Source organism: Hamadaea tsunoensis DSM 44101, assembly GCF_000428945.1.
Classification (GTDB): domain Bacteria; phylum Actinomycetota; class Actinomycetes; order Mycobacteriales; family Micromonosporaceae; genus Hamadaea; species Hamadaea tsunoensis.
On the sequence record NZ_AUAX01000025.1, the window covers coordinates 110,434 to 130,819 of the forward strand.

Sequence of the window (20,386 nt, forward strand, 5' to 3'; positions counted from 1 at the left end):
GATCGCCGACGCGGTCGCGGCGGCCCACCGCGCCGAGTGGGCCCGGGTCCTCGCCGCCACGGTACGCGTCACCAAGGACCTCGACCTCGCCGAGGAATGTACGCAGGACGCGTTCGCGAAGGCGCTCGAATCGTGGCCGCGCGACGGCGTACCGGACCGGCCGGGGGCGTGGCTGACGACCGTGGCCCGCAACCGGGCGGTGTCCGGGCTGCGGCACGAGTCCGCGCTGCAGCGGCGGTTGCCGTTGCTGGTCACCGAGGAGAGCACGCCGGGTCCGGAGGAGGCGCCCGAGCGCCCGGCGGTCGACGACGACCGGCTCCGCCTCATCTTCACCTGCTGCCATCCGACGCTGAGCCGCGAGGCGCAGGTCGCGCTGACCCTCAGGCTCCTGTGTGGACTGTCGACCGGCGAGGTGGCCCGGGCCTTCCTCGTCTCCGAGGCGACCATGGCCGCCCGGGTCACGCGGGCGAAGAAGAAGATCGCCGCGGCGCGCGTACCCTATCGGATCCCGACGCGGGCGGACCTGCCCGCGCGGGTGAGTGCGGTGCTGCAGGTGGTGCATCTGCTCTTCACCACCGGGCACACGGCGCCGATCGGCGACCGGCTGGTACGCGGTGATCTGGTGGAGTCGGCGATCGGGCTGGCCCGCATGCTGTACGAGCTGCTGCCCGGCGACGCCGAGGTGGCCGGGTTGCTCGCGTTGCTGCTGCTCATCGACGCGCGCCGGGCGACGCGCCAGGCTCCCGACGGCCGCCTGCTGCTGCTGCGCGAGCAGGACCGCGCGCGCTGGGACCGGGCCCGGATCGACGAGGGCGTCCGCCTGCTGACCGTCGCCCTGTCCCGCCGGCCTTCCCGGTACGCCGTCGAAGCGGCCATCGCGGCCGTGCACGCCGAGGCGCCGACCTGGGCGGCGACCGACTGGACCGAGATCGTGGGCCTGTACGACGTGCTCCGGTCGCTTTGGGATTCGCCGGTCGTGGAGCTGAACCGGGCGGTCGCCGTCGGCGAGCGGGACGGCGCGGCGGCCGGGCTGGCGGCGCTGGACGCCTTGCTCGACGAGCCGGTGCTGGCCGCGTACGGGTATCTGAGCGCGGCCCGCGCCGAGTTCCTCGGCCGGCTCGGACGCTGGCCCGAGGCCGTGCCCGCCTACGAGGAGGCGCTCGCCCTCACCGACAACGACGTCGAGCGGGCCTTCCTCGACGGCCGGCTGACCGCCGCCCGCCTGCGCCTGTAGCGACCCTGTACTGGGGTTGTAGCCGGGCGACCTAGCGTCTGCGCATGATCACAAGAAGACAAGCGTTGATGTCCGTCGCCGCCGGTGCGCTCACCGCCGGCCTCGGCGCGCGCGCCGACGCCGCCCTGCCCGTCGTCGACATGGAAGCGGTGGTCAAGGCCGCGCAGATCGACCCGCGCCGCGCGGACAGCACGCTCACCCCCGGTGCCAAGGCCAGTGTCCTGCTCGTCGAGCAGGCCCTCGCGGCCGCCGGCCTGCTCTCATCCACCTATGTGGACGGTTACTTCGGCACGAAGACCATCGACGCGTACGCGGCGTACCAGCGCTCGCTCGGGTACACCGGACTGGACGCGTCCGGCCTGCCCGGCCCGACGTCGCTGAAAACCTTGGGCACCAACCGGTACACGGTCACCAAGCTGCTCTCGCCCGGCTCGCGGATCACCTACCGCGGCGTGCAGATGAACACGCGTACGCAGTCGATGCTGCTCGCCGCCGAAGGACTGCTCGGCCGCACGCTCACCATCACGCAGGGCTCCTACAACCCCGGTGGCGAAGCCGCGTCGGCCGGTACGCACGACGGCGGCGGCGTCCTCGACATCGGCGTGGACGGGATGACGGCCGCGACGCGTACGGCGGTGGCGAAGCAGTTGCGCGTCGTCGGTTTCGCCGCCTGGGTACGCAATCCCTCGCAGGGCGACTGGCCGTACCACATCCACGCCGTGGCGATCTCCGACACCGACCAGTCCCCGGCGGCGCAGCACCAGGTCGGCGACTACTACCTCGGCCTGAACGGGCTGGCGAACCGGGCCGCCGACGACGGTCCGGCCGTGTCGCCGATCCTGACCTGGGAGGAGTACCAGCGCTCGCTGTGAGCAACCTTCACCAATGCCTCGGGCGTTACGTGGGCATGCTGAAGACAATCGTCCACGTGGGCGTGCTCACGGCGCTGTTCGCGGTGGCCGCCTGCTCGACGTCGACCCCGTCGGCGCCGCAGGTGCCCGCCGCCGAACAGGCCCGCCAGGCCCGGATCGACAGCGCCGCCCCCACCTGCGTCGCGCCCGGGGCACGGGCCGCGAAGCTCGTCACCTACCCGACGAAGGGCGACGACCTCGGGCTCGCGTACTCGGCCGGGAAGGGGTCGACGGCGGTCGTCCTGCTGCACCAGTCCGACGGCGACCTCTGCCAGCTCACCCCGTACGCCGAACTGCTGGCCCAGCGAGGGCTGCGCGGCTTCGCCGTCGACATCACGCAGCCGTCCAGAGTGGACGACACGATCGCGGCCGTCGCGTACCTGCGGAAGGAGGGCGTGACCAAGGTCTTCGTCGTCGGCACGTCGATGGGCGCGACCACGGCGATCGTCGCGTCCGCGCAGATCCAGCCGCCGGTCGACGGCGTGGTCAGCCTGTCCGGACCGGCTCTCTACGACGGAATGGACGCCGGCGCGGCCGCGAAGAACCTGACCGTGCCGGTGATCTTCGCGGCCGGGGAGACCGACGGCAACTTCGCGACCGACGCGAAGGCGATGGCGGCGTCGTGCCCGTCGAAGCACAAGGTCCTGAGCATCCTGCCCACGAGTGACCACGGCGTGTCGCTCCTCAACGGCGCCATGAAGCCCGCCGTCGCCGACTTCCTCGGCATCTGACCCCGCCCCTACCTGCCCCGTGATCCCGCCGCCTTGATCCCGTTTGGATCAGGGAAATCACCCGAATCTTGGGCCAAGATTACGTGGCGATCCCTGATCCAAACGGGATCAAGGGGCGGGACCGGGCGGGTGTGACGCGGGCGGGGTCAGCGGAGGGGGTTCCAGGCGTCGGAGCCCGCGAGGTAGGCCTCGGGAGTCGTCGCGGCCGCCGTGGCCTCGTCGATCTGCGGGCGGTCCGGGCTGTCGACCGCGCCCGGCCCCCGGTTGTGGTACTCGGCGTACCGGGCGTCGCGCCAGGAGAACGTGCCGAAGTCCGTCCACGGCGCGGCCGGGATGATGTGCGGGCCGATCTTCGAGTCCCGGATCAGCACCTGCGCGACGGCGTTCGGATCGTTGCCCGGATGCCAGGGCCGTCCCAGGTAGACGGTCCCGTCCGGCGCCGACCCAGTGAACGAGCAGTGCGTGAACAGGAACCCGTACGCGTTGCCGATGCTCGTACTGGCCGCCGTCACGTACCCGTTGTTGGTGGTCGAGCCGCGGTCGAGGGAGCGTACGTCGCAGCGGTCGAAGACGGCGGTCGCGCGGCCGAAGATGAAGTCGACGTCCCCTTCGATATGGCACTGGCGCAGGTAGACGCGGGCGACCACGGTCGCGGCCGAGCTGTTGAGGTAGAGCGTGTCCTGATTGCCGAGGAACCGCACGTTGTCGAAGACGATCCGGTCGGCCCGGGTGAGCACGGCCACCGCCTGCCGGTTGGTGATCTCCGGATGGGCGGCCTCGTCGAACGCGTTCTCGAAGGTCAGGTTGCGGGCCGTGAAGTCGTGGCCGTCGATCGTCACTGAAGCACTGCCGGACGTGCCCCAAGGCGTACCGTCGGGCTTGAGGGTGCCGTTGGCGCGGTTGTCGGAGATGACGACGGCGGCCGGATTCGGGCCCTGGCCGCGGAACGTGATGTAGGGCTTGGTCGACGGGATGACGACCTGGCCCTGATAGACGCCGGGCTTGATCTTGATGGTGAAGGTCGACGCGTTCCCGGCGGGTACGGCGTCGACGGCGGCCTGGATCGAGGTGTAGTCGCCGGTGCCGTCGACGGCGACCGTGACGTAGGGTCCGGGCCACGCGTACGCGGGGGTGCCGGCGGCGAGCAGGATGCCCAGGGCGAGGAGGACCCCGCCGAGGCTGCGTGTACGCATTGCGTGCTCCTTGAGCGCTCTGGGACGACCGTGGATGGAAAGCGCTTTCCGAGAATCCCGCTCAACATAGACGCCTCTCACTCGCCCGTCAAGCACCCGTCATCCGGTCCGGTCCCCGTTCGAAGAGTGTGGACGGATATACGTCCAACACGTATATAGTGGTGCCCATGACCGATGCCCTTTCGGAACCGGCGTACCTGGTGCTGACCGCCCTGGCCGGGCCGCCGCAGCACGGGTACGCCATCCTCGCCGACGTCCGGGACCTCTCCCGCAACGACGTCACCCTCCACACCGGAACCCTGTACGCGATTCTCGACCGCCTGCACCGCGGGGGCCTGGTCGAGATCGAGCGCGAGGAGGTTCAGCAGTCCCGGCTGCGCCGCTACTACCGGTTGACGGGCGCGGGAGTCGAACGGCTGGCGGCCGAGACCGAGCGCCGTCAGACCCAGGCGAAGGCCGCCGCGAGCCGGCTGCGCAACCTCCGGACCGCCGGCGGCACGGCATGACCGACCCCCAGGACGTCCAAGCCGAAGGAACAAGCCAAACCGCCGAAGACGTTCTCGCCGCCCGTTACCGGAAGCTCCTGCGCTGGTATCCCGCCGATCATCGCGACCACTACGAGGAGGAGATGATCGGCGTACTACTGGACGATGCCGCGCCCGGCCGGCGTCGTCCCACCCCGGCCGAGGCCGCCGTCCTCGTCGTGACCGGCCTGCGTACGCGTATCACCGGCACGGGCACCGCGCTCGGCCATCCCCGCTGGCGGGAGGGTGCCGCTGTGGCAGGCGTACTGCTGGTGCTGGGACTGGCGGTGAAGGCGGTGCACCCGGTGGCGGTCATGGCCGGGTTCGCGCTGCATCTGCCGCGCGCGTGGGGCGCCGTCACGCCGGAGGTGTCGCTGCTCGCGGCGGTCTGGGCGGTCGCGGCGGTGCTCGTGCTGACGCCGCTGCGCCGGACCGCGGCGGTCGCCGCGTGGGTGGCGGCCGCCGCGCAGGCGGCAGTGCTGGGAGTGTCTTATCTGGAGGATCCGGTCGCGGTGCTCGACGGCACGTGGGTCATCGTCGCCTCGTTCATCGCGGCGCTGGGCCTGACCGTCGCGGGCGGCGCTCCGCGGCTGATCCCGAAGACGTTCGCCATCGGCGCCGTCCTCGCGGTGATCGGCACCTTCTGCACTTACGCCCTCACCCGCGCCGTACCGGGCGAGTCCCTGGAGCCCCTTGTCCGCGCGCCGTTCCACGTTTACCTGATCTACAACTGGCGCTTGGACAACCTGCCCGCCGACGTGTTCCTGGCGGCGGCGGCGATCGCCGTGCTCCTCGGCCTGCGCCGGCTCGCTCCTGCCGTGCGCCTGCGGCTGGCCGCGTTCGTCGCGCCGCCGGTCGCGCTGATCGTCGTCGTGCACCGGGTCTACGCGGGGTTCGCGGCCTCCAGCCCGCGCTTCGATCCGCCCGTCCTGCTCACCGCGGGCGAGTGGGCCGGGCTCGTCCTCGTCCCGCTGGTCACGTTCCTGCTCGCGGCCGCGTTCGTCCACCGCGTCGAGCGCCTGGCCGAGCTGGTCGAGTTGGGCCGCGCCGCCCGCCGCCGCTGACCACCAGGCCGCCGCTGACCACCAGGCCGCCGCTGATCACCAGGCCGCCGCGTCCCGTCCCCACGGGCGCGGCGGCGCCGGCCACTCCAGGTCGCCGAACGCCGGCCGGGCCACCGTCAGCCCGCCGAGCTCCACAGTGGTCGGTTCCGGCGCGCGCCCGGCGACATGTTCCCGCGCGGGCAAGGCCAGAAGCCATTCCGCGGTACGCGCGAGGGCGAGCTCCAGGACCGCGCCGTGGCCGTCGGTGTGCCGTCGGGCCAGGGCCCGCAGCACGGCCGCGGCCAGCAGGTACCCGCTGCCGTGATCGAGGGCCTGGGCGGGCAGCGCGCCGGGGCGGTCGTCGTGCCCCTCGCGGAGGGCGATGCCGGTCGCGGCCTGGACCAGGCTGTCGAAGCCCCGCCGGCCCGACCAGCCGCCCGTCCAGGCGGCCAGCCGCCCGACGATGAGGCCGGGCCGCCGTTCCAGCAGCGCGTCGGGGGTCAGCCCGAACCGGTCGAGCGCCCCCGGCCGGTAGCCCGTGATGACGACGTCCGCGCCGGACAGCAGCTCCTCGAACGTCGCGCGGTCGGCCGCCCGGTCGAGGTCGAGCAGGGTCGTACGCTTCCCGAGTCCCGTGTCGAGATGCTGCCCCTCGATCTCCGGCAGCCGCGGACTGTCCACTCGCAACACGTCGGCTCCGAGCAGGGCGAGCGCGCGCGTCGCGACCGGGCCGGCGATGACCCGCGTCAGATCGAGCACGCGTACGCCGTCACTGGGGCGGCCGTCATGGGGGGTAGGGAGCGGCTGGTGCGGTCCGGGGACCGGGCGCCGGGCGATGAGCGGGACGTCTCCGGCCGGCCATTGCCCGGCCGGTCGCACGGCGAACGCCAACCCGCCCGCGGCCAGCACGTCCTCCTCGACCTCGATCGCGGTACGCCGGGCGATCCCGGCCGCCACGTCGGCCCCGACCACGGACGTGAGCCGGTCGCGGTGGTGCGGATAGTTGGCGTGCGTACGCACCCAGCCGTCGGACGCCGCGAAGAAGGCGGATTCCGGGGCGAACCCCGTGAACGCCTCGGTACCCCGGCGGAGGTGCCGTTCGCTGGTGAACGCGGTCGCGACCCGGGCGGCGTCGACGCGTACCACCGGGACGGGCGGGCCGCCCCGGGCGACGGCCAGTTCGGCGGCGGCGCAGGCGCACGCGGCGACGGTCGCCAGCGCGAGATCGGCGGTCGGCAGCGCTCCCGGCAGCACCGGCGCGTCGACGACCTCGACCTCCGGCCGCTGCCCGCCGCCCAGCGCCGCCCATGCCTGCTCGAATGCGGTTCGCATCCCCCGAGGCTAGCCGTCCCCGGCGGGCGGCCGGGGACGGCTGTGACGAACGGGTCAGCAGGAGATGGGGGTGGCGGAGAGGGCCACCTCGTCGAACCAGAGGGTGTCGGTGCCGACGCCGTAGGACTCCCAGCCGAGCCGGAAGTCGGCGGGTGCCGGGTGCCAGCCGGCCCGGCCCAGCCACTGCGAGTCGACGTCGTGCGTGGCGACCCCGTCCTCGTGCAGCCCGGCGACCTCGGTCCCGTTGAGCCAGGTCGACATCGTCCCGGCGGTCCCGTTCACCATGAACTGCACGCAGTTCCACGAGTTCACCGGCAGCGGCACGGACAGGGCGACGCCCGCCGGGCTCTGCTCGGGCAGGGTGGCGTCGTCCGACTGCCGGTTCCACTGCAGGGCGCCGTTCTGGCCGCCCATGCGCAGGTCCTTGCCGCCGTCGGCGGAGTCCTTGAGCGCGGCGAACGTCACATGCGCCGTCGGGAGGGCCGTCGTGTGGCGTACGTAGAAGCGGGCGTACCAGATCGGGCCGATCCCGGTCAGGTTCGCGGTCGCCTTCGCGAAGACGTGGTTGCAGTAGCCCTCGGCACCGTTGATCTTCAACGACTTCGCCCCCCGGTACGCGACCGTCGAGTCGACCACGGCCGTACCCGCGCCCTGGCAGTCCTGGTAGGTGGCCTGCCAGGCGCCGCTCGGCGTACTCCCGGACTGGTTCTCGAACCCGTCGCAGAGGGCGAGCGAGCCGCAGCCCGCGCCCGGCGACGTGGAGGGCGAGACCGAAGGCGAGGCCGACGGTGAGACGGACGGCGAAGCGGAGGCGGAAGGTGAGGCCGAGCGCGACGGCGAGACCGACGGCGACGGCGACGCGGACCGCGAGGGGGAGACCGAGGGCGACGGGGAGGCGGCGGAGGCCGACGGCGACGGTGCCGTGCCGCAGGGCGCGCCGTTGAGCAGCAGCGTCGTCGGCGTCGGGTCGGCGGCCGACCACGTCCCCTGTACGCCGAACTCCACGGTCGCGCCCGGGTTGACGTCCGCGTTGTAGGACAGGTTGACGGCGGTGACGTTGGCACCGGTCTGGGTGACGGTGGCCCCCCAGCCGGAGGTGATGTGCTGGTCGCCGCCGTAGGTCCAGGTGACGTTCCAGCCGTGGATGGCGGTGGCGCCCGCGGTGATGTCGACGTAGCCGACGAAGCCGCCGGTCCACTCGTTGACGCGGTAGGTGACCGAGCAGGCGGTGGCGGCCTCGGCCGGGCCGAGCTGGGTGACGAGGAGGGCGGTGGCGCCGAGGGTGAGCGCGGCGAGCACGCCGAGCATGCGTTTCACGGGGGCGGTCCTTTCGGCCGTGAGGGTATGCGTATGCCCGGACCGGTGTTGCTGGATCGTCCCCACGATCAGTCGCGCGTGGACAGTGTAACGTCGAGACCTGTCAATCACCAAGATCCAGCCGTCCGGGTACGTGCGTTCGGCTGGACCAGGGGCGATCATGTGCACGTGGAGCACACCGGAGTACGCCGCATCGTCGCGGGCCTGGTCGCGTTGATCTTCCTGGCCGCCCTCACCCTGGCCAGTCTGTGGGCCGTGCGACCGCCGTCCCCGCTCGGCCCGGACGCGCCCGCCGGCGAGTTCAGCGGCGCCCGGGCGTACGCGCACGTCGCGAAGATCGGGCAGAACGTCCACGTGGCCGGGTCGGGCGCGGCCGACGACGTGCGGGCGTACATCGTCCGGACGCTCCAGGACGACGGGCTCGACCCCCGGATCCAGGACGCGGTCGGCGCGGACGACGCGCTCGGCGACGGCTACACCATGGCCCGCGTACGCAACGTCGTCGCGGTCCTGCCCGGCACGAATCCGACCGGCCGGATCTTCATGATGGCCCACTACGACTCGGTCCAGGTCTCGTACGGCGCCAACGACGACGGCGCGGGCGTGGCGACGCTGCTGGAGACGGTCCGCGCGCTCAAGACCGGCCCGGCTCCGAAGAACGACATCGTCTTCGTCTTCACCGAGGCCGAGGAGGCGTGCCTGTGCGGGGCGGAGGCGTTCGTGCACTCCGACCCGCTGGCCGCGGACGGCGGCGTGGTCCTCAACTTCGAGGCCCGCGGGTCGAGCGGCCCGGCCATCATGTTCGAGACCACCCGCGAGAACGCCGGGGTCGTCGGCGTCTACGGCGACTCGGTCCCGTACCCGGTCGCGACCAGTTTCGCGGTCGAGGTCTACCGGATCCTGCCCAACGACACCGACTTCTCCCCGTTCCGGGACGCCGGGCGGTTCACGGGGCTGAACACGGCGTACATCGACGGGTCGGCGGTCTACCACTCGCCCGAGGACCGGCCCGAGTACATGGACCAGGCGAGCCTGCAACACCACGGCTCCAACGCGTTCGCGCTCGCCCGCGCGTTCGGCGGCGCCGACCTCAAGACCTTGTCGCAGCCGTCCGCTTCGGACGCCACGTACTTCCCGGTCCTGCGCTACCTCGTGCGCTACCCCGGCTGGCTGGTCTGGCCGCTCGCGATCCTGGCGCTGCTCGCCGTGCTCGCCCTCGCCTGGCTCGGCCGCCGCCGCGGCAAGTTCGGCTTCGGCCGCCTGTCGGCCGCCTTCGGCCTCGCGCTCGTCCCGATCCTGCTCGCGCCGGTCCTGGCCCAGGTCCTGTGGGCGATCCTCGTCGCGGTCCGGCCCGGCTACCGGCCCATGCTCGACCCCTGGCGGCCCGACTGGTTCCGGCTCGCGGTGGTCGCCCTCGTCGCCACCACGGTCCTTGTCTGGTACGCGTTGCTGCGCAAGCGATTCGGCTCCTGGGCGCTGGCCGTCGGCGGCCTCGCGTGGTTGGCCGTCCTCGGCATCGTCCTCGCGGCCTTCGCGCCCGGCGGCTCCTACCTGACCGCGCTGCCCGCGCTGGCCGGGGGCGTCGCGGGGATCGTGGCGCTGGTCGTGCGTACGGGATGGGTGAAGTTGCTCGCCCTGACCCTCGGCGCGGCGGTGGCGGTCGTCATCCTGGCGCCGACGGTGCTGCTCTTCTTCCCGGCCCTGGGCCTGGCCACGGGGGCCGCGCCCGCGTTCTTCGCGGCGCTGCTCGGCCTGACGCTGATCCTGCTGATCCCGCGCCGCGCGTGGTGGCCCGCGATCGGCGCGGCGCTCGCGTTCGTGGTGTTCCTCGGCGTCGGCCTGGCCGTCGACTCGTTCGACGTCCGCCACCCCGCCCCCGAACAGCTCATGTACGCGCTCGACACCGACACCGGCCAGGCGCAGTGGGTCAGCGGCGACGACCGGCCGGGATCCTGGGCGAAGCAGCTGGCCGGCGGCCGGGCCGATCTGAAGGACGAGTTCCCGCTGCTGCGCGACGACATGGCCGCCGGGCCGGCGCAGGCCGCGAACCTGCCCGCCCCGGCGCTCACGGTGACGTCCGACAGCACGGCCGGCGGGCAGCGGACGGTCACCCTGAACCTGAAGCCGCAGCGGTCGGTCCGGCTCGCCTACCTCCAGGTACGCGACGCCCACGTGATCAGCGCGACGGTCGACGGCCGCCCCGTCCCGGCCGACGCGCTGGCGGGGGAGTTCGGCGTGCTGTTCCACAACGTGCCGACCGACGGCCTGGTCGTCTCGCTCGTCCTGGACAAGCCGGGGCCCACGACGTTCAAGGTGCTCGACGGCAGCGACGGCCTGGCCGGCCTGCCGGGCTTCATCCCGCGCCCGGCCGGGATCGGCGTCGAAGGCTCCCACACCTCCGAACTGGTGATGGTCGCGAAGACCTACCACCTGTGACCCTGTTCCATGATCCCGTTTGGATCAGGGAAATCACCCGAATCTTGGGCCATGATTCGGGTGGAAGACCTGATCCAAACGGGATCATGGCGCGGAGCCGGGCCACGAGCGTGATGGCGATCATGAGGCGGGGGCCGGCCGGGCCGGGTTACGGTCGGCGTATGCGGATCGCGATCATCGGGGCGACGGGGCGGATCGGGAAGCTGGCCATGGCGGCCGTGACACGGGACGGGCACGAGGCGGTCGGGGTCAGCCGCTCGCTCGGCGTGGATCTGTCCACGGGGGACGGACTCGACGCGGCCCTCGACGGCGTGGACGCGGTGGTCGACGCGGTCAACGCCGGGGCGGCGGAGCCGGTCGCGTACTTCACGCGGACGACGGAGAACCTGCTGGCGGCCGAGCAGCGGGCCGGCGTACGCCACCACGTGCTGCTCTCGATCGTCAACGTCGACCGGATCGCCGGCAATCCGCACTACGACGGCAAGGTGGCGCAGGAGAACCTGGTCGCGGCCGGGCCGGTCCCGTGGTCGATCGTCCGGGCGACCCAGTTCCACGACTTCCCGGAGATGATCGCCGAGCGCGCCCGGACCGGGGACACCGTCGCCCTGGCGCCGCTGCTGCTGCAGCCGGTCGCCCCGGAGGACGTCGCCGACACGCTGGTCTTCGTGGCGGGCGGCGCTCCCCGGGGCCGGCTGGACCTCGCCGGGCCCCGGACGGAGGACATGGTCGACATGCTCCGCCGCGCGTACGCCCACCGGGGCGAGACGATCGACATCGTGCCGACCTGGCGGGCGGGGTTCGGCCTGAGCATGTCCGGCGAGGCCCTGATCCCGGACGAGGGCGCGCTGCTCGCGGCTACGACGTTCGAGGACTGGCTGCGCCGCCCGAGGGGATGACGGCGGTGAGCTCGACCTCCAGCACCGCCCCCGGCAGGAACAGCCGGCTCACCTCGACCGTCGTGCTCGCGGGCGGGTCGGCGGGGAAGAAGCGGTCGCGTACCGACCCGTAGCCGCGCAGGTCGTCGAGGTTCGTCATGAACGTACGCACGTGCGCGACGTCGGCGAACGTGGCGCCGTGGGCGGCCAGGATGCCGCCGAGGATCTCGAAGATCCGCTCCGACTGGGCCACGACGTCGCCCGGCGCGACCACGGCCCCGTCGTCGTCGACGGCGACCTGGCCGGCCGTGATGAGCAGGCTGCCGCCGTCGATCCGGGCGACATGTGCGAACCGGTCGCCGAACGGTGCGGCGACGGGGTTGTCCTTCAGCAGCGGCATCTTCTACTCCGTCACAAGGGTGGATACGTCCACGGACTGATCCGCCTCGGCGTCCAGCAGGCCGAGCGCGGCGAGGGTGACCGGCAGATCGCCGGCGCGGTCGATCGCGAGGCGGAGATCCTTCGCGGCCAGGCCGACCGAGAAGGCCGCGCCCGGCGACGGCGTGGCCCGGCCGACCGCCCCGGACAGCGGCCCCTTGCCCAGGGCCGCCAGCGCCGCTTCGCGCGGCACGCCCAGGGCCGCCGCCACCGCGAGCGCGTCGCGCAGCGCGGCCAGCGCCGTGACCAGGCCCGTGTTCACGACCAGCTTGGTCGCCGCGCCCGCGCCGACGTCGCCGCAGCGTACGACCGTGCCGAGCGTGTCCAGCACGGCCTGCGCGGGCGCCGGGTCACCGCCCACCAGGATCGTCAGCGTCCCCGCCGCCACCGCGCCGATGCTCCCCGCCACCGGCGCGTCGACGTACCTTCCCGCGGGCACGCGGCGGCTGAGCGCCACCGTCTCGTCCGGCCCGATGGTCGACATCTGCAGGATCACCGCGTCCGTACGCAGAGCCGGCCCGATCTCGTCCAGCACGGTCTCGACGGCGGGCCCGTCGCTGAGCATCAGCAGGACGACGTCGGCGTCGCGTACGCCGTCCGGTGCGGTCGCGGCGATCCGGGCACCGTCGGCGGCGAGCGCGGCCGCCCGGGCCGCAGTGCGATTCCAGGCCGTGACGTCGTGCCCGGCCGACAGCAGCCGGCGGACCATCGCGGCGCCCATGGTTCCCGTGCCGAGCACGGCGATCTTGGTCATGCCACCAACCTAGGCCGCGACCGGGCATGCCACCAACGAATGAATCGCATGCGAGCCATGCGTGACCGGCATGTCCGGCTAACCTGTCGGGCGTGGAGACCCAACTGCTGGAAGTGTTCAGGACCGTCGCGCGGACGCGGTCGATCTCGGCGGCCGCCCGCGAACTCCGCTACACCCAGTCGGCCGTCTCCCGGCAGATCGCCGCTCTCGAGGCCGAGCTCGGTGGGCGGCTGTTCGACCGGCTCGCCCGCGGCGTCACCTTGACCGACGAGGGGACCGCCCTGCTCCCGTACGCCGACGCCGTCCTCGGCCGCCTCGACGCCGCCCGCCGGGACCTCGACGACCGGCGCCGCCTCGGCAGCGGCCGGTTACGCGTCGGCGCCTTCGCGACCGCGGTCGCCGCCCTCGTCCCGCGGGCGCTGGCGTCGTTCCGCGAGGCGTACCCGGGAGTGGCTCTGTCCTTGGTGGAGGGACTGACCCCGGCACTGCTGGACCGGCTCGCGGCGGGGGAGGCGGACCTCGCGGTGGTGAGTTCGTCGCCCGCGGACCTGCTGGAACCGGAGCGCTTCGAGCTGCACCACCTGCTCGACGAGCGGCTGCTGCTGGCCGTGGCGCGCGGTCACCGCCTCGCGCGCCGCCGCACGGTACGCCTCGCGGAGTTCGCCGACGAGCCCTTCATCGCCGGGTCGGCGACGGCCGAGAAGACGCTGCTGCGAGCCAGCCTGCCGGCCGGGTTCCGGCCCAGGATCGACATCATCGCGGCCGACTGGACCGGCAAACTCGGGTGCGTGGCCGCGGGGCTGGGCGTGGCGCTCATCCCGGCCCTGGCCGTCCGGGGTACGCCGCCGGACATCGCCCTGCTCCGCCTGCACCCCGCCGACGAGTCGGTACGCCGGGTCTTCGCGGCGACGGCCGCCGGGCGTACGCCGTCGCCGGCGGTCACGGAGTTCCTCACCCACCTCCACGCCGCCACCCGCACCCTCTCCCTCTCCTGACGGGCTTCCAAGATCCCGTGTGGATCAGCGATCCACACGATCATGGCCGAGATTCGCCCCGCAGTCCTGTCTCGGTCCGGCCTTTGTCGCGACTGTCCGCTATGCGCGCTGGGCGGGCCGCCGGCGACGGCCGTTCACTAACGGAAGACCGTTCCCTGCATCGCCGAGCAAGGGCGGCAGCGGGACGGCTCGGACGTGACCCATGGCGGCCCCAGACGCATCTACCTCCCAGCCACAGATGATCACAGGCCCGGCGGCCCACTCGTGCGCTCTCGTCAGGCCGGAACCGGGCGTGCGCGTATCGGCCTTGATCATGTAACTCATATATGTCGAAATACGGCCGCTATGACATATATGAGTTACATGATCAAGGCTTGGCCATCCACTTCGACATATATCAGCGACATGATCAAGGCCCGGTGGTCAGGGAAACGGCAAGGTCGGGGCAAAGCACGAGGCGCGTCGCACTGTCGGGAAGATCCCTCCCGCAACCTGGATGGCGACAGGCCCGCAGTGGATACCGGACATGATCACGGCCACCTCCTTGATCATGTATCGCCAGTTCGGTGAGATCGCGCTCTCCCGCCGAACTGGCGTCACATGATCAAGGCCAGGACGGTCCCGCCGCCGGAATAGCGTCACATGATCAAGCCGCCGAACCCGCCCGAGCCCCATATCGGACAGTCGCGACAAAGGCCGGGGTGACACAGGACGGGCGCGGGACGGGCGCGGGTCGGAGTGAAACCGTGAGCGGGCGATGGCGAACGATGCTTCGCCCCACTCACCTGGCAGTGGAGGCCTCGGAGCGCAGCGGAGAGGCCGGAACGGTCTCCCGCGTGAGGAGCGGAGGTGAGATCGACGAAACCGGGACAAGAAATTGATCATGATTTTGATCCACCCCCACCGTCATCGACCTAATACATGCAGGGGAAGAGCCCAAGATTCGAGTGATTTCCCTGATCCAAGCGGGATCTTGGAAAGAGCGCCGGTCAGAGGGGCCAGATGAACGGGACCACGATGACGCCGATCAGCAGGAACCAGCTCAGCAGGACCAGCCCCAGCTTCCAGTAGTCGCCGAACCGGTACCCGCCCGGATCCTTGACCATCAGGTTCGCCGCCGTGGCGATCGGTGTGAGGAACGCGCCCGCCGCGGCCACCGCGATGCACATCATCACCGGCTGGACCGAGATCGCGGCCTCCGTCGCGGCCGCCGCGCCGATCGGGATGACGATCAGCGCCGTCGCCGTGTTGCTGATGACCTGCCCGAAGATCGCCGTGAGCAGGAACATGCCGAGCAGCAGCAGGATCCCGCTCGCGCCGAACAGGCGTACCACGAGGTGGGCGAGGTCGTCGGCGAGTCCGGACTGTCGCATCGCGACGGACAGCGGGATGAGCCCCGCCACGATCATGATCGTGGTCCAGGAGATCCCCTCGTACGCCTGCCCCATCGTCAGGACGCGGGACACGATCATCGCCCCGGCGGCCAGGACGGCGACGGCGGCCGGCGGGAACAGACCCGTCGCGAGCAGCACGATCATCGCGGCGAGGATGACCAGGGCCGGCCGGGCGCCGGGGCCGAGCGGGAGAGCCTGGCGGCGTACGGCCGAGGGCTCGTCGACGAGCAGGACGTCGCGGTCGCCGGTGACCCGGTCCAGCGCCAGCCAGGAGCCCTGGACCAGCAGCATGTCGCCGGGTACGAGAGCCACGGCGCCGGGGCCGAGCTGGTCGCCGTTGCGGTGTACGGCCAGGACCACGAGTTCGCCGCTGTCCGTGGTCATCCCCGGGCTGACCGTGTCGCCGACGAGGGCGCTGCGCGGGCCGAGGACCACCTCCGCCACGCCGAGCTCGTTGTTGAGCAGGATCGTGGCCAGCTTGTCGCTCACGTCGCGGGGGACGTGGGCCAGGCCGCGGCGGTCGGCGTACGCGTGCACGACGCCCTCCGGGCCGCGGACCACGAGGACGTCGCCGGGCTGGGGCGGGGCGTCTCCGCGCGGCCGGCGGTCGGCGGTCACCGCGCCGAAGACCACGAGACCCGGTTCGTCCAGGGTGGACACGTCCGAGTGCGGGCCGACCCGTAACCCGGCCGCCTGGGCGGTGAGGTCGTAGTGGCGGATGAGCGTACGCGCGTGGCCGCCGAGGTCCGGTGGCAGCGACCGGGGCGTGCGGGCGGGCAGCAGCCGGTCGCCGAGCCCGGTGGTCAGCGCGATCGTGCCGACCACGAGCGGTACGCCGACCAGCGCGTACTCGGCGAATCCGAAGGCCCGGCCGCCCGCGGTGACGGCGCCCTCCGAGACCAGCAGGTTGATCGGTGTGGCGGTGAGCAGGAGCAGCGAGCCGGCGTGGCCGGCGAAGGCGACGGGCATGGCGAGGCCGGCGGGGGAGCGGCCGAGCCGGACGGCGAGCAGGACGACCATCGGCAGCAGGGCGGCGGTCGCGCCGTTGACGCTGATCAGGGCGGCCAGGGCGGCGGCGAGCAGCATGGTCGCCGCGAGCAGCCGGCGGCGGCTCTCGCCGGCGCGCAGGACGAGCTGGCGGCCGAGCCACGCGGTCACGCCGGACGCGTTCAGCCCTTCGCTGACCACGAACAGCCCGGCGACGAACGGGATGACGGGGTCGCCGAACCCGGCGAAGACCTGCGCGAACGGCAGGACGCCGGCGGCCCACAGGGCGAGGGCGGAACCGACCGCGACGATCTCGACCGGCAGCCGGTTCCAGACGAAGAGCGCGACGACCGCGACCAGGATGATCAGGCAGACGGTCGCGTCGCTCACGACACGGAGGCTCTTCCAGGCGTGCCGGGAGTCCTCATGGCAGGTGCACCGGGGCGCCGGGGCCGAGCGGGATGCCGATCAGGTACCAGGCCACGAAGAAGAGCGTCCAGCCCACCGCGACGATCAGCGTGTACGGGATCATCAGCGACACCACGGTCCCCACCCCGGCCGCCTTCTTGTACTTCTGCGCGAGCAGCACGATGAACGGCAGGTAGACCATGAGCGGGGTGACCACGTTCATCGGCGAGTCGCCCACCCGGTACGCGGCCAGCACGGTCTGCGGCGCGACGCCCAGCCGCAGGAAGAGCGGGACGAAGATGGGGGCGAAGATCGCCCACTTCGGGATCACGCCCGGGATGATGATGTCCAGGATCAGCGTCACGATGATGAAGCCGATGAGCAGCCACAACGGACCGATGTTGGCGCTCTCCAGCCAGTCCGCCATCTTCACCGCGGCCACGGTCGCCATGTTCGTGTAGTTGAAGTACGCGATGAACTGCGCGATCACGAGCAGCATGAAGATCAGGCCGCCCAGGCCGGCGAACGTCTTCGTGATCGCGCTCATGGCCGCCGCGCTGCCCTTGAGCGTACCGGCGCCGTAGCCGTAGGCCAGGCCGCAGACCAGGAAGATGAGCATGATCAGGAAGATCAGGCTGTCCATCAGCGGCGAGTCTTCGACGAGGCTGCCCGTCTTCGGGTTGCGCAGGATGCCCCAGCTCGGCACGGTCATCAGCAGCAGGATGACGAAGACGACCAGGAAGCCCCAGAGCGCGTACCGCAGGCCGCGCTGCTGGTTTCCCTCGTCCGGAGCGTCCGCCGCGACGTCGTCCGGACCGGCGGCGACGGGTTTCCCGGTGAACTTGCCGAGGCGGGGCTCGACGATCTTCTCGGTGATGAAGGTGATCAGGAAGGCGAGGAAGATCGTCGAACCGATGCCGAAGAACAGGTTCGCGGTCAGCCCGATCGTCCGCGTCGGATCGACCAGCGCCGCCGACTCGTTCGTCACCTCGGTCACGATGCCGTCGATCGGTGTGATCAGCACGTTGACGCCGAAGGTCGCGCCCACCGCGGCGAACGCCGCCGCGAGTCCGGCCAGCGGATGTCGGCCGACGCTCATGAACGCGACCGCGCCCAGCGGGATCAGGACCAGGTAGCCGGCGTCCGAGGCGATCGAGGAGACGATGCCGAGCAGCACGATGATGAAGGTCAGCGACCATTTCGGGGCGACCGCGACCAGCTTGCGGATCAGCGCGCCGATCAGGCCGGCCTGCTCGGCGAGACCCACGCCGATCATCGCGACCAGGATGACGCCGACAACGCCGAAGTTGGTGAAGTTCTGCACCGCCGAGGTGAAGATGAACCGGATGCCGTCGGCGGTGAGCATGCTCTTGATCTTGGCTGTCTCGACGTGCGTCTCCACCGGCGGATGCACGTCGTGGGCTTCCAGGCCGGGCTCGTAGGTGCCGCCGTCGTAGGTCTGCTCGGCGACGACCGGGGCCGGCGCGGCGACCTCGTAGGTGACCCTGACGTTGAAGGCGGCCAGGATCGCCGACAGCACGATGATCAGTCCGATGAGGATCAGGAAGATCATGACGGGATGCGGGACCTTGTTGCCGGCGCGCTCGACTCCGTCCAGCATCCGCTGGGTGAAGGTGCGCTTCGCCGGCAGCGCCTCGGCGGTCACCGCGCGAACCGTTCGGCCAGCTCCAGCAGGAGGCGGGCGCCGAAACCGGAACATCCGGGCGTACGCCACGAGGACGGCGTCTCCACCTGCGCCACCCCGGCGATGTCGAGATGCGCCCACGGTCTGCCGGCCACGAACTCCTCCAGGAAGAGCGCCGCGTGAATGGCGGCCGCGTTCAGCCCGCCCAGGTTCTTGATGTCGGCGATCTGCGAGTCCAGCTCCCGGCGGTAGCGGCGGGCCAGCGGCAACTGCCAGACCGGCTCGTCGACCGCCTCGGCGGCCGCGATCACGCGGTCGATCAGCGGCTGGTCGTTGCCCATCACGCCGGCGATCTCCGTACCGAGGGCGCGCATGCACGCCCCGGTCAGCGTGGCGATGTCGACGATCGCGTCGGTCGGCTCCTCGGTCGCGAGCACCAGCGCGTCCGCCATGACCAGGCGGCCCTCGGCGTCGGTGTTGACCACCTCCACGGTCGTGCCGCCGCGGATGGACAGGACGTCGCCGAGCTTGGTCGCCGAGCCGGACGGCATGTTGTCCGTGCACATGAGATAGCCGGTCACCGCGACCGGGCAGGCCACGTCGCGCAGGACGCTCATCGCCGCGAAGATCGCCCCCGCGCCGGACATGTCGTTCTTCATGGTCGCGTGCACCGCGTCCGCCGGCTTCAGGGCGATGCCGCCCGAGTCGTACATGATGCCCTTGCCGACCAGGGTCAGCCGGGCCGTGGGGGCCGCGGGCGCGTACCTCAGTTTGATCATCATGGGCGGATCGGCGCTGCCCGCGTTCACCCCGAGCAGGCCGCCGCACCCCATCTCCAGCAGCGCGGCCTTGTCGAAGACCTCCACGCTCAGGCCCGCGTCGGCACCCACCCGCTGCGCTGCCTTCGCCATCCGGGTCGCGGTCAGCAGGCTCGGCGGCGCGTTCGCCAGGTCCCGCGCCAGCACCCCCGCCTGCGCATAAGCCAGACCCCGGCGTACGCCGTCCAGGTCGCCGCCGACGATCGTCAGCTTGTCCAGGGGTACGCCGGGAGCGTCCTTCCGCAACGTCGCGTACCGGTACCGGGCGAGCAGCACGCCTTCGACGGCGGCGGCGGTGAGCCCGGGATCCGGGATCTCCAGGGCGATGCTGGGGGCGTCGGCGGCGGCCCGGGCACAGGCGGCGGCCGCGTCGCGTATCCCCGTCGGCGTCAGCGAACCCGGTTCGCCGACCCCGTACGCGACGACGAGTCCGCCGCCCGGCCCGGTGGTCAAGGTGGTCTGGCCGATCTCACCGTGGAAACCGAAGGCGTCCAGGCCACGGGGGACCGCGCCGACCGCCACCGGTACGCCGCGCACGGCGTCGCCCGGCGGGTCGCCGACGGCCACGGCGGGCAGGGTCCGCCAGGACGGGATCGGCTCGAACCGGTCGGCGAGCAGCGTCTGCTGGAGCGACGTGTCGGCGAGCGCAGTCATGATCGGCCCCCACTTCGGAGGCCCCCCGTGGGCCGTCCGGTGTGATTCTCGCGCGACAACCGACAATTCCGCTCAAAAACGACGGACTTCGCGGCTTTTCGGTGACGTCCGGCGCCATTCCACCGATCCCCGGCCCGCCGCGGGGCCACTAAGATCATCCGGCATGACCCCCGGCAACCTGCCGTTGCGTGAGCGCCGGATCGACATCGTGCTCGCCGTCGTCTTCTCGGCCTTCACGATCACCTCGATCATCAGCGACCTGCTGCCCACGATCGGCGTGGACTTCTCCCACCCGTCGTCGAACTTCTTCGTCAACTCCAACTACTGGTACGCGCACGACGCCGATCCGCTGTTCATGAACCCGCCGGACTGGATGCGGATCGTGACCGGCCTGTCGGCGTTCGTGTACATGCCGTTCTACGTCGTACTGGTGTTCAGCCTGGTCAAGGGCTGGAACTGGGTACAGCTGCCGGCCGTGATCTATGCGACGATGATCTCGTCCATCACCGGCGTCATCGTGTTCGGCGTGGAGTTCTTCGGCGAGGCCGCGTCGCGTACGCAGAATCCGGCCAAGTTCCTCGCGTTCAACCTGCCCTACGTCCTGCTGCCGCTGCTGCTGCTCGTACGCATGCGCAAACCGCTGCCGTTCACCCGGAGGTTCTGACGGGAACCGGCCGGTGATCGGGTGGACTTGTTC

17 protein-coding genes are annotated in these 20,386 nt (G+C 71.7%); 9 read left to right on the forward strand and 8 right to left on the reverse strand.

What is annotated here, in order from left to right:
* The first annotated feature begins 1 nt into the window (after position 1).
* From G401_RS0130350 to G401_RS0130360, 3 genes are read left to right on the forward strand one after another with little or no spacing between them, the layout of a single operon-like run.
* Positions 2-1,234 carry an RNA polymerase sigma factor gene (locus tag G401_RS0130350; RefSeq protein ID WP_211240886.1) on the forward strand — a complete coding sequence of 411 codons (1,233 nt, stop codon included), beginning with the start codon at positions 2-4 and terminating at the stop codon, positions 1,232-1,234.
* A 44-nt stretch (positions 1,235-1,278) separates the two neighbouring features.
* Positions 1,279-2,106 carry a peptidoglycan-binding domain-containing protein gene (locus G401_RS0130355; RefSeq protein WP_027345449.1) on the forward strand — a complete coding sequence of 276 codons (828 nt, stop codon included), beginning with the start codon at positions 1,279-1,281 and terminating at the stop codon, positions 2,104-2,106.
* A 56-nt stretch (positions 2,107-2,162) separates the two neighbouring features.
* Positions 2,163-2,876, forward strand: coding sequence for an alpha/beta hydrolase (locus G401_RS0130360; protein ID WP_169734273.1), 714 nt, complete (start codon positions 2,163-2,165; stop codon positions 2,874-2,876).
* Positions 2,877-3,022: 146 nt separating this feature from the next.
* On the opposite strand, the gene G401_RS0130365 is transcribed toward G401_RS0130360, so the two are convergent.
* Positions 3,023-4,069: a pectinesterase family protein gene (locus G401_RS0130365; protein WP_034593604.1), complete on the reverse strand. Its 1,047-nt coding sequence runs from the start codon at positions 4,067-4,069 to the stop codon at positions 3,023-3,025.
* 167 nt (positions 4,070-4,236) lie between these two features.
* Here G401_RS0130365 and G401_RS0130370 point away from each other — a divergent pair, with 167 nt between their 5' ends.
* The gene (locus G401_RS0130370; protein ID WP_027345452.1) at positions 4,237-4,575 is read left to right on the forward strand and encodes a PadR family transcriptional regulator; all 339 of its coding nucleotides are present in this window, start codon (positions 4,237-4,239) and stop codon (positions 4,573-4,575) included.
* Complete coding sequence (locus G401_RS0130375; protein WP_027345453.1) at positions 4,572-5,657, forward strand: hypothetical protein; 1,086 nt, start codon at positions 4,572-4,574, stop codon at positions 5,655-5,657. Before G401_RS0130370 ends, G401_RS0130375 begins: the two co-directional genes overlap by 4 nt.
* 36 nt (positions 5,658-5,693) lie before the next feature.
* Here the strand turns inward: G401_RS0130375 and G401_RS0130380 are convergent, their stop codons facing one another.
* Together G401_RS0130380 and G401_RS0130385 are read right to left on the reverse strand one after the other, a co-directional pair.
* Entirely contained in the window at positions 5,694-6,968 is a 1,275-nt protein-coding gene (locus tag G401_RS0130380; RefSeq protein ID WP_027345454.1) for a CoA transferase, read from the reverse strand.
* Positions 6,969-7,022: 54 nt separating this feature from the next.
* Positions 7,023-8,276: a cellulose binding domain-containing protein gene (locus G401_RS0130385; RefSeq protein WP_034593606.1), complete on the reverse strand. Its 1,254-nt coding sequence runs from the start codon at positions 8,274-8,276 to the stop codon at positions 7,023-7,025.
* Positions 8,277-8,453: 177 nt separating this feature from the next.
* Between G401_RS0130385 and G401_RS0130390 the strand changes: the two genes are divergently transcribed.
* Both G401_RS0130390 and G401_RS0130395 read left to right on the forward strand, forming a co-directional pair.
* Positions 8,454-10,721: a M20/M25/M40 family metallo-hydrolase gene (locus G401_RS0130390; RefSeq protein ID WP_027345456.1), complete on the forward strand. Its 2,268-nt coding sequence runs from the start codon at positions 8,454-8,456 to the stop codon at positions 10,719-10,721.
* A 161-nt stretch (positions 10,722-10,882) separates the two neighbouring features.
* Positions 10,883-11,617, forward strand: coding sequence for an SDR family oxidoreductase (locus G401_RS0130395; protein WP_027345457.1), 735 nt, complete (start codon positions 10,883-10,885; stop codon positions 11,615-11,617).
* Here the strand turns inward: G401_RS0130395 and G401_RS0130400 are convergent.
* On the reverse strand, positions 11,577-11,996 hold the full coding sequence (locus G401_RS0130400; protein WP_027345458.1) for a RidA family protein: 420 nt from the start codon (positions 11,994-11,996) through the stop codon (positions 11,577-11,579). The two genes, G401_RS0130395 and G401_RS0130400, sit on opposite strands and share 41 nt — an antisense overlap.
* 3 nt (positions 11,997-11,999) lie before the next feature.
* On the reverse strand, positions 12,000-12,788 hold the full coding sequence (locus G401_RS49480) for an NAD(P)-dependent oxidoreductase (protein WP_034593608.1): 789 nt from the start codon (positions 12,786-12,788) through the stop codon (positions 12,000-12,002).
* A gap of 92 nt (positions 12,789-12,880) precedes the next feature.
* Between G401_RS49480 and G401_RS0130410 the strand changes: the two genes are divergently transcribed.
* A complete protein-coding gene (locus G401_RS0130410) occupies positions 12,881-13,783 on the forward strand; it encodes a LysR family transcriptional regulator (protein ID WP_027345459.1) in 903 nt (300 codons plus the stop codon).
* A gap of 989 nt (positions 13,784-14,772) precedes the next feature.
* Here G401_RS0130410 and G401_RS0130420 read toward each other — a convergent pair.
* The 3 genes from G401_RS0130420 to G401_RS49485 are packed head-to-tail and all read right to left on the reverse strand — an operon-like array spanning position 14,773 to position 19,689.
* Entirely contained in the window at positions 14,773-16,554 is a 1,782-nt protein-coding gene (locus G401_RS0130420) for an SLC13 family permease (RefSeq protein ID WP_027345460.1), read from the reverse strand.
* Positions 16,555-16,588: 34 nt separating this feature from the next.
* Complete coding sequence (locus G401_RS0130425) at positions 16,589-18,238, reverse strand: AbgT family transporter (RefSeq protein WP_245601891.1); 1,650 nt, start codon at positions 18,236-18,238, stop codon at positions 16,589-16,591.
* Entirely contained in the window at positions 18,235-19,689 is a 1,455-nt protein-coding gene (locus G401_RS49485) for a leucyl aminopeptidase family protein (RefSeq protein WP_051367365.1), read from the reverse strand. The genes G401_RS0130425 and G401_RS49485 overlap by 4 nt, the downstream gene beginning before the upstream one ends.
* Before the next feature lie 163 nt (positions 19,690-19,852).
* Between G401_RS49485 and G401_RS0130435 the strand changes: the two genes are divergently transcribed.
* The gene (locus G401_RS0130435; protein ID WP_027345462.1) at positions 19,853-20,353 is read left to right on the forward strand and encodes an EXPERA domain-containing protein; all 501 of its coding nucleotides are present in this window, start codon (positions 19,853-19,855) and stop codon (positions 20,351-20,353) included.
* Positions 20,354-20,386 lie beyond the last annotated feature (33 nt).

Coding starts and splice junctions, on each gene's coding strand:
- G401_RS49480 (WP_034593608.1), bottom strand. CDS start 12,788: ATGACCAAGATCGCCGTGCTCGGCACGGGAACCATGGGCGCCGCGATG.
- G401_RS0130365 (WP_034593604.1), bottom strand. CDS start 4,069: ATGCGTACACGCAGCCTCGGCGGGGTCCTCCTCGCCCTGGGCATCCTG.
- G401_RS0130370 (WP_027345452.1), top strand. CDS start 4,237: ATGACCGATGCCCTTTCGGAACCGGCGTACCTGGTGCTGACCGCCCTG.
- G401_RS0130375 (WP_027345453.1), top strand. CDS start 4,572: ATGACCGACCCCCAGGACGTCCAAGCCGAAGGAACAAGCCAAACCGCC.
- G401_RS49485 (WP_051367365.1), bottom strand. CDS start 19,689: ATGACTGCGCTCGCCGACACGTCGCTCCAGCAGACGCTGCTCGCCGAC.
- G401_RS0130395 (WP_027345457.1), top strand. CDS start 10,883: ATGCGGATCGCGATCATCGGGGCGACGGGGCGGATCGGGAAGCTGGCC.
- G401_RS0130355 (WP_027345449.1), top strand. CDS start 1,279: ATGATCACAAGAAGACAAGCGTTGATGTCCGTCGCCGCCGGTGCGCTC.
- G401_RS0130385 (WP_034593606.1), bottom strand. CDS start 8,276: ATGCTCGGCGTGCTCGCCGCGCTCACCCTCGGCGCCACCGCCCTCCTC.
- G401_RS0130380 (WP_027345454.1), bottom strand. CDS start 6,968: ATGCGAACCGCATTCGAGCAGGCATGGGCGGCGCTGGGCGGCGGGCAG.
- G401_RS0130435 (WP_027345462.1), top strand. CDS start 19,853: ATGACCCCCGGCAACCTGCCGTTGCGTGAGCGCCGGATCGACATCGTG.
- G401_RS0130400 (WP_027345458.1), bottom strand. CDS start 11,996: ATGCCGCTGCTGAAGGACAACCCCGTCGCCGCACCGTTCGGCGACCGG.